General features: G+C 71.1%; 5 protein-coding genes and 1 pseudogene. All 6 read right to left on the bottom strand.

From position 1 onward, the window contains the following. Positions 1-370, bottom strand: a pseudogene (locus x551_RS17610) (biotin/lipoyl-binding protein); the annotation flags it as partial. Beyond that, positions 370-954, bottom strand: a complete 585-nt coding sequence (locus tag x551_RS27585) for an ABC transporter permease (protein ID WP_231497793.1) — start codon at positions 952-954, stop codon at positions 370-372. The pseudogene x551_RS17610 and the gene x551_RS27585, both read right to left, overlap by 1 nt. Continuing rightward, positions 891-2741 carry an ABC transporter permease gene (locus x551_RS17605; protein ID WP_231497792.1) on the bottom strand — a complete coding sequence of 617 codons (1851 nt, stop codon included), beginning with the start codon at positions 2739-2741 and terminating at the stop codon, positions 891-893. Before x551_RS17605 ends, x551_RS27585 begins: the two co-directional genes overlap by 64 nt. 6 nt (positions 2742-2747) lie before the next feature. After that, entirely contained in the window at positions 2748-3470 is a 723-nt protein-coding gene (locus tag x551_RS17600) for an ABC transporter ATP-binding protein (RefSeq protein WP_036235445.1), read from the bottom strand. Continuing rightward, on the bottom strand, positions 3467-4363 hold the full coding sequence (locus x551_RS17595) for a hypothetical protein (RefSeq protein WP_152543560.1): 897 nt from the start codon (positions 4361-4363) through the stop codon (positions 3467-3469). The genes x551_RS17600 and x551_RS17595 overlap by 4 nt, the downstream gene beginning before the upstream one ends. 43 nt (positions 4364-4406) lie before the next feature. Continuing rightward, a partial coding sequence (locus tag x551_RS17590) for a bifunctional aminoglycoside phosphotransferase/ATP-binding protein (protein WP_036235441.1) occupies positions 4407-5802 on the bottom strand: 1396 nt, incomplete at its 5' end.

The raw sequence follows: 5802 nt of genomic DNA, 5'->3' as shown, positions 1-5802 counted from the left end.
CGCGCAGCGCGGGCGCCGGCGCGCTGCACGTTGGCTCGCGCGATCTCGAGCTGCGACTGCTGTTCGCGCAGCGTGCGTTCGTCCAGCATGGGCGGCAGCACCGGTCGAGCATGGCGAGAACCGCGCCGGCTTGCACACGGTCGCCCTCGTGGAGCTCGATGCGCCGCAGTCGGCCCGCCAGCGGCGCCGAGACGAGGTAGCGCTCGCGCAGCCGCGTGCGCCCGTCCTCCTCGATCGCGGCCTCGAAGCGGCCGAGCCTGGCCTGGGCCGTCTGCACGTCCATCGGCCGCGGCGCGAAGGCCCAGGTCAGCAGCAAAGCCGCTGCCAGCAGCGCACCGGCGGTGTAGGCCATGGTGGTCTTCTTAATCATCACTCCCTCGTCTTCAGCACCGCCACCAGGTCGAGCCGGTCGATGCGCCGGCGCACCACGAGCGCGCTGGCCACTCCGGCAACCACGACACACAACGCGGCCCAGGCGTACGTGCGCGGGCGGATCGTGGCGGGGAACAGGAACTGGTCCGAGCGAAGCAGGTCGTCGACGCCGTGCACCAGTGCCCAGCCGAGTGCCATGCCGAGCGGCAGCGCAAGCGCAATCGCCAGCGCCAGCTCGCCCAGCAGCAGCGCCGAGACCTCGGCGCGCGTGAAGCCGAGCACGCGCAGCGAGGCCAGCTCCCAGCCGCGCTCGGCGAGCGCGATGCGCGCGTTGTTGTAGACCACGCCGATCGAGATCATCGCGGCGAACAGTGTCAGTATCGTGCTCGTGATGCGCACGTTGCGCGCGCTGATCTCCTGCATGTTGCGCAGCATCGTCGCCTTGCTGAAGGCACCGGCTGCGCGGGGCAGCGCTTTGCTGGCCTCCAGCAGCGCGGCCTCGCGGCCCGGCTCGACGCCTAGCACCCAGCCGGTGGAGACGTCGCTGTCGCCGAGCGCGCGGTTGAGAGCACCGCGCTCCATGTAGCGTTGAGGCCCATCATCTCGCGCACCGTGGCATCGACGCGCAGCGCCAGCGTGCGCGGCTCGCCGGTCAGCAGTTCGGCCTGCACGGTGTCGCCGACCCGCAGCCCGAGCTTGTCGGCCAGCCGGTCGGAGAGCACGACGCCATCGCCGGCGAGCGGTATGACCGCCCCGTCGAGATCGACCACGCGGTACAGCGCGGGCCGGGCGGCATACCCGCGGATCAGGCCGCGTTCGTGGCGGTGGCCGTGCACCAGCGTCACTGGCACGAAGCGCGTCGATTCGACCTGGCGCACGCCAGGCAGCCGCATCAGCTCGAGGCGAGCCGCGTCATCGACCGGCTCGACAGCCCAGACCGTGACGTCGCCGCGCAGGCCGAGCTCGAACTGTGTGTGCACGATGACGTCGATCGCGTCGCGGAAGAAGTTGCCCATGATCGTGATGGCCACCGCGGCGGCGATGCCGGTGATGCTGGAGGCGGTGCGCAGGGGCCGCCGCTCCATGTTGCGGATGACCATGCGCAGCGCCGGCGCCATGTGCTGCACGCCCAGCCGCTCCAGCAAGGTGCGGCGGTAGCGGTCGGGCGCCGGCGGGCGCATCGCCTCGGCCGGCGGCAAGCGCACCGTGGCCAGCACCGCGCTCAGCGTGCCCAGCACCGCGGTGAGCAGCGCCACCGCCGCGCTGGTCGCCGCCAGCCAGGGCGCGAGGCGGTGTTCGAAGCGCGGGAACTGGAACAGCTCGGCGTAGAGTCCCGTGAGCATCGTTCCCATCCAGCGGCCCAGCAGCAGACCCAGGCCCAGACCGATGATCACGATCGCCAGAACCAGCTTCAGGTAGTGCATGCCGATCGCGCGGTCGGTATAGCCCAGCGCTTTCAACGCCGCGATCTGTTCGCGCTGTGTGCCGACCAGGCGCGAGATCACCACGTGCAGCAGGAAGGCCGCGACGCCGAGGAAGATCGCCGGCACCACGGTGCCGATGACGTGCTGCGCCTTGATCTCGTTGTCCAGCATCTGGTGCGAAGCCTGGTCGGCGCGGCCGTGCACATCGCGGCCGCCGTAGGGCGCCAGGCGGCGCGCCAGCGCAGCCATCGTCGCGGTGGTGTCGGCGCCCGGCGCCAGCCGCACCGCGAGGCGGTTGAACGCGCCGTCCATGTCGATGGCGGCGGCGAGGACGCGGCGGTCGACCCAGAAGATGCCGTATCCGCGCTGGTCCGGCATGCCCCAGAGGCCGGCAAACACGAACTCCGGCGACAGCGCCAGCCCGCTCACGCGCAGGGTGCGCAAGCGGCCGTTGATCTGCGCCTGCAGCGTGGCGCCGGGTTTCAGCCCGCGCGCCTGCGCAAAGCCGCGCGACACCAGCACCGGAATGCTGCGTGCGCCCCCGTCGGCGTCGAAGGGCTGCAGCGCCGCGCCGGCGGCGACGCTCACCACGTTGAGCCGTTGTGGGCGTTCCAGGTCCAGGCCGACGAGTTGACCGATGATGGGATCTGGCACGCCGGGCAACGTGATGCGCGCCATCGTCTCGACGCCGGCTTCCAGGTCGGCCACGCCGGGCTGCTCGCGCAGCGTGACCTGCAACGAGTCGGGCGCGCGCTTCAGGTTCGCGAACACGTCGGCGAAGCGGCCGGCGGCATAGTAGTCGTCGCGCGCGGCGGCCAGCGAGTCCACTGCCGACAGACTGGCGATGAAGCCGGCGATGCCGGCGGCGACCACCAGCGCGATCGTCAGCGCCTGGCTCCACATCAGGCGCAGGTCGCGCAGCAGCTTGCGGTCGAGGGCCTTCATGAACCGTCACCAAGCCAGTTCGGCCGGCGTCAGCTTGCGCGCGGGCACTTCGATGCGCTGGATGCGGCCGTCGGCGAGATGGATCACGCGATCGGCCATCCCGGCGATGGCCGCGTTGTGCGTGATCACGATCGCGGTCGTGCCCAGCTCGCGGTTGACGCGCTCGATCACTTCCAGCACCAGCTTGCCGGTCTGGAAGTCGAGCGCGCCGGTCGGCTCGTCGCACAGCAGCACCTCGGGCCGCTTGGCGATGGCGCGCGCGATCGCCACGCGCTGCTGCTCGCCGCCTGACAGCTGGGCCGGGAAATGGTCGCGCCGCGGCGCCAGGCCCACCTGTGCCACCGCCTCATCAGCCGGCATCGGGTCGCGCGCGATCTCGGTCACGAGGGCGACGTTCTCCCGGACGGTCAGGCTCGGGATCAGGTTGTAGAACTGGAACACGAAGCCCACGTGCTCGCGTCGATAGGCGGTGAGCGCGGCGTCGCTCGCCCCGTCCAAGCGCGTCGGGCCGAATTGAAGAGTGCCGGTGCTCGGCACGTCGAGCCCACCGAGGATGTTCAGCAGCGTCGACTTGCCGCTGCCCGAAGGTCCGAGCAGCACGATGAACTCGCCGCGCGCGATGTCGAGGTCGACGTCGCGCAGCGCGCGCACCTCGACCTCGCCGGTGCGGTAGGTTTTTGCGAGACCGCGGGCGCGGAAGAGAGGCGAGTCGACGAGCGGCATCTTCATCTTTCCTCGTCGTGCCGCCGTCTTCCGTTTGCGACCGCCCGCAGCGGCAGCAATGCGCCGAACACGGCGCCGGCCAACCCGACAAGCCCGAACGCCGGCAGACCCAGCAGCGGGGGGGCGCCGCGGATGGTCATCACGATCGTCGAGCCGATGATCAGCGCCGCGGTCACCAGCGCCAGCGAGAGCCGGCTCGCGGCACGGTCGAGCGGATCGCCGTCGTGGTGAAGGTCGTCGATCTCGATGCTCACCTTCAGATTGCCGCGCCGCGCCCGATGCAGCCGCCGCGCCAGGTCCTGCGGCAGCCGGGCCATCGTCTCGACGGCTCTGCGGGTTGGCTGGCCGAGTCCGACGTACCGATGAACTGGCGAGAGTGCCGCGACGGCATGCCCGTTGCCGAGACGGCGCGTGCAGCGCTCGTGCTCGACCTGGTGGTTCTGGGCCAGCGCAGGCCCGCGTTGCGCCGGGCCAGCGAGCTGCGCGCCGACTTCGTTCAGGCGGTGGTCATCGACAGCGGCATGCCGGCGCTGCTTGTCCCGCAAGCCATGCCCTGCAAGGGAATGGGATACCGGGCGATGGTGGCCCGGAAGCCGACGCGCGAGGCAGCCCGCGCGCTGCACGCAGCGCTGCAGCTGCTGCGAACGGCACAAACGGTCACTGTCGTCGGCTGGGGCGAGGATGCCGGAGCCAGCGCCGAGGGCGTGCGGCACTGGCTGGCGCGGCACGATGGCCAGGGCCGACTGGACGTGTCGGCCGGTGCGCAGCCCGACGCGCTGGGCGAGTTGTTGCTTTCGCGCGCTGCCGGCCTTGAAGCCGATCTGCTGGTCTGCGGTTGTTATGGTCACAGCCGCGCACGCGAATGGGTGTTCGGCGGCGCAACGCGCACGCTGCTGCAATCGATGACGCTGCCGACCCTGATGGCGCACGGAAGGACCCGGCTCAGCGCGCGTCGGCGGCGAGCCAGTGCGCCGCCAGCGCATCGATGTCACCGGCCAGCGGCAGCACGTGGGCAAGCTCGTCTTCGGCCAGCAGCTGCTGTGTGCGCAACTGATGCTCCAGCACCTCGGTGCCGCCTTCCGAAGCGTCGCTCGCGGCGGCGGCACGCTGCGCCAGACGCACGGCAAGAACGTCCCGGGGTGCCTCGCAGTGCAGGATCGAGAACGGCACCCGCATCTGGTCGGCCAGCGCGCGGAACATGCGCCGCGGCGCCTCGGAAAGGAAGGTCGCGTCGACGATCACCGGCCAGCCGGCCGCGAGCGCGTGGTGCGCAGCTTCACGCAGGTACGCATAGGTCTGCTCCGTGCCCGCCGCATCGTAGGGACCGTCGCCCAGTCCTGCTCCGCTGCGCGCCAGCGCCGCCAGCCCATGCAGGCGCTTGCGCTCGACGTCAGAACGCAACCGCACCGCGCCTGCGCGTTCGAGCAGGTGCTCCGCGATGGTGCTCTTGCCCGAGCCGGACACGCCATGCATCAGCAGCAGCCGCCCGCTCGCGGGCGCGATCCAGTGCCGTGCCAGGCCCAGGTAGTCGGGCGCCTCGGTCACCGGTGGGTGCAGCGTCGCGACCATCGCCCGCACGAGGGCACGGTAGACGAGGTAGTAGCGCAACACGGCCAGACCGGCGTGGTCGCCGGTGGCCGCGAGCCAACGATCGAGGAAGCGGAATCCGAGGTCAGTGCGTCCGTGAGCCGTCAGGTCCATCACGGTGAAAGCGATGTCGGCCTGGACGTCGATCCAGCGCATCGCCGGGTCGAACTCGATGCCATCGAAGGCGGTTGCCTCGTCGCCTTCGGCGAACAGGTTGGCCAGGTGCAGGTCGCCATGGCCTTCGCGCACCCAGCCTTCGCGCTGGCGCGCCCGCCAGTGGCCGTCGAGTGCCGACGCCTGCGAGCGGGCCCAGGTTTCGAACGCCTGCGTCTGCACGCCGTGCGCGGCAAGACCTTCGAGCAAGTGACACGTGTCGGCCGCGATGCGAGCCGGGCTGCCGTAGGCCGTTCCCGCGCTGGCGCGAGGCGCCGCGGCATGGAAGGTGGCCAGCCGTTCCGCCAGCTTGTCGACGAGCGCTGGCGTCAGCGTGCCGGCCGCCAGGCGCTCGCTGAACAGCGCCCCATCGGCGAAGCGGCGCATCACGAGCGCCCACTCGATCGCAGGCCCGGACCCGCCGAGCACCGGGTCGTCGGGCTCGCCGGTCACCGGGACGATGGCCTGGTAGATCGAAGGCGCGAGGCGGCGATTCAGCTGCAACTCCTCGGCGCACATGCGCCGGCGCGCCTCCAGCGTGCTGAAGTCGACGAACGGCAGCGTCACCGGCTTCTTGATCTTCCACACTTGCCCGGCA

This window comes from Methylibium sp. T29 (assembly GCF_000576205.1).
Classification (GTDB): domain Bacteria; phylum Pseudomonadota; class Gammaproteobacteria; order Burkholderiales; family Burkholderiaceae_C; genus Methylibium; species Methylibium petroleiphilum.
Note: the sequence above shows the minus strand (reverse complement) of the source record. Positions and strands in the feature narration are given on the sequence as shown.